Origin of the sequence: Bradyrhizobium sp. SHOUNA76 (assembly GCF_023006445.1) — a bacterium.
Taxonomy (GTDB): Bacteria; Pseudomonadota; Alphaproteobacteria; order Rhizobiales; family Xanthobacteraceae; genus Bradyrhizobium.
The window spans coordinates 1-1,819 of record NZ_JALBHA010000799.1; the positions used below are offsets into that span (position 1 = coordinate 1).

Genomic DNA, 1,819 nt, shown 5'->3' on the forward strand with positions numbered 1-1,819 from the left:
GGCGTCTCCGAACGCAGCGTGGACTCAAGCAGGTTGGCGCAACGCTCGGCGATCCCCGCGGTGGCTTGCGGCGCCGCTGGATCGGCCGGGACCACCTCGCAATGAACGAGGTCAAAGCGTTCCTTCAGGCGCGCCGCAAGCTCCATGCAGGCGGCGATGGGATGTTCGAGCCGGAAGGTGATGAGGCGCTCGGCGAGGCACAGCGAGACCAGCCGTTGCGCCGAGGCGCGCGAGACCTGCAGCATCTTTGCGATCTCGTCCTGGGTGTGACCAGCAATGAAATAGAGCCAGCCGGCGCGCGCGGCGTCGTCGAGTCGCGATCTGTCGTTCTCGGCGGCCATGCGGGCCTCACGCCTCCCAGAAGTCGATCATGCGCGAGAACACCCGGTCGGCCCCCGCGCCAGACAATATAGCCCGGCCGTTGCATCCGCGATAATGGCTGCCGCCGACAAATCCCCAGACAGTCATGCCGGCCGCCTTGCCCGCCTGCACGCCGCTGACGCTGTCCTCGACCACCAGCGTGCGCGAAGGTTGCACCCCCATCCGCTCCGCCGCGAGGAGAAACAGATCGGGCGCCGGCTTGCCGTGCCTGACCATTTGCGCGGAGTAGATCCGCTCGCCGAACTGCGCCCGCAGGCCAGTGACGTCAAGCGAGAGCGCGACGCGGTCGATGTCGCTGGATGAGGCCACGCAAAACGGCACGGACAAGTCGGACATCACGCCCGCAATGCCGGGGATCGGCTGAAGCGAAGCTGCGAACGTCGTCAGCACTTTCGATTTCAAACGCGGCAGAAAGCCGTCCGGCACGACCTGCCCGAGATCGCGATAATGCTGCTCGATCGCCTTGGTGCTGCGCCCTAGGAAGAGCTCGAGCGCCTGCTCTACGCTGAGCGCGATGCCGAACTCGGAGAGAATTTCCGACAGGCACCGGCAGCTCAACAGTTCGCTGTCGACGAGCACGCCGTCGCAATCGAAGATGATCAGATCGGGACTTGACCGGCCGTGGTCCATTCAGCCATTCGATCATATACTCAATTGATGAGCAATAGCTCACTCAGGACCCATGACGTTCGGGATTTTTCCGCCATCAATGCGCGACCTGCCGATAGATCGCCGGCAGTGCCGCGGGCAGCCGCTTGATGTTGCCGACGATGGCATAGCCGCCGCGGCCGAACAGGGTCGGGAAGTAGGATTGCGCAGTTGCGTCAACCGTGACGCCGAAGGCGGCGATGCCGAGCCGGCGCGCCTCCTGGACCGACTTGCGGGTGTCCTCGACCGCGAAGCGGCCCTCGTAATGATCGACGTCGTTCGGCTTGCCGTCGGTGAGGACGATCAGCAGCTTCTTGCGCTGCGGCTGGCGGGCGAGCTCGGCGGCGGCGTGGCGCACCGCCGTGCCGATCCGCGTGTAATAACCGGGCTTCAGCGCGCCGATCCGGCGCTCCACCGCCCCGCTCATCGGCTCGCCGAAGGCCTTGACGGTTTCGAGCCGCACCCAGGAGCGCCGTCGCGAGGTGAAGGTCAGGATGCTGTGGTGATCGCCGCAGGCCGAAAGCCCGTGGGCGAGCACCAGCAGCGCCTCCTTCTCGACGTCGAGCACGCGGTAGCCATCGACCCAGGCATCCGTGGACAGCGAGACGTCGACGAGCAGCGTGACGGCAAGATCATGCCCTTGCGGACGCATGGCAACATGGATGCGATCGAGACCGCTGCCGCCGCTGCCGGCGCGAAGATCGCACCGCGCACGCACGAGCGCGTCGAGGTCGAGATCGTGTCCGTCGGCCTGGGCGCGCATCAGCTCGTGACGCGGCCGCAACACCTC

Annotated in this window: 3 protein-coding genes; all 3 read right to left on the reverse strand. The window is 66.1% G+C overall.

Annotation, left to right across the window (positions count from 1 at the left end; all coding sequences use genetic code 11):
- Positions 1-341 (reverse strand): sugar-binding domain-containing protein (locus MOV74_RS37240; protein ID WP_309486878.1); only part of this gene is annotated, 341 nt, incomplete at its 3' end.
- 7 nt (positions 342-348) lie between these two features.
- Positions 349-1,011, reverse strand: a complete 663-nt coding sequence (locus MOV74_RS37245; RefSeq protein WP_246932398.1) for an HAD family hydrolase — start codon at positions 1,009-1,011, stop codon at positions 349-351.
- Between the two features lie 76 nt (positions 1,012-1,087).
- Positions 1,088-1,819: nitric oxide reductase activation protein NorD (locus MOV74_RS37250; protein WP_246932400.1), on the reverse strand; the 732-nt coding region annotated here is incomplete at its 5' end.

Coding starts and splice junctions, on each gene's coding strand:
- MOV74_RS37245 (WP_246932398.1), bottom strand. CDS start 1,011: ATGGACCACGGCCGGTCAAGTCCCGATCTGATCATCTTCGATTGCGAC.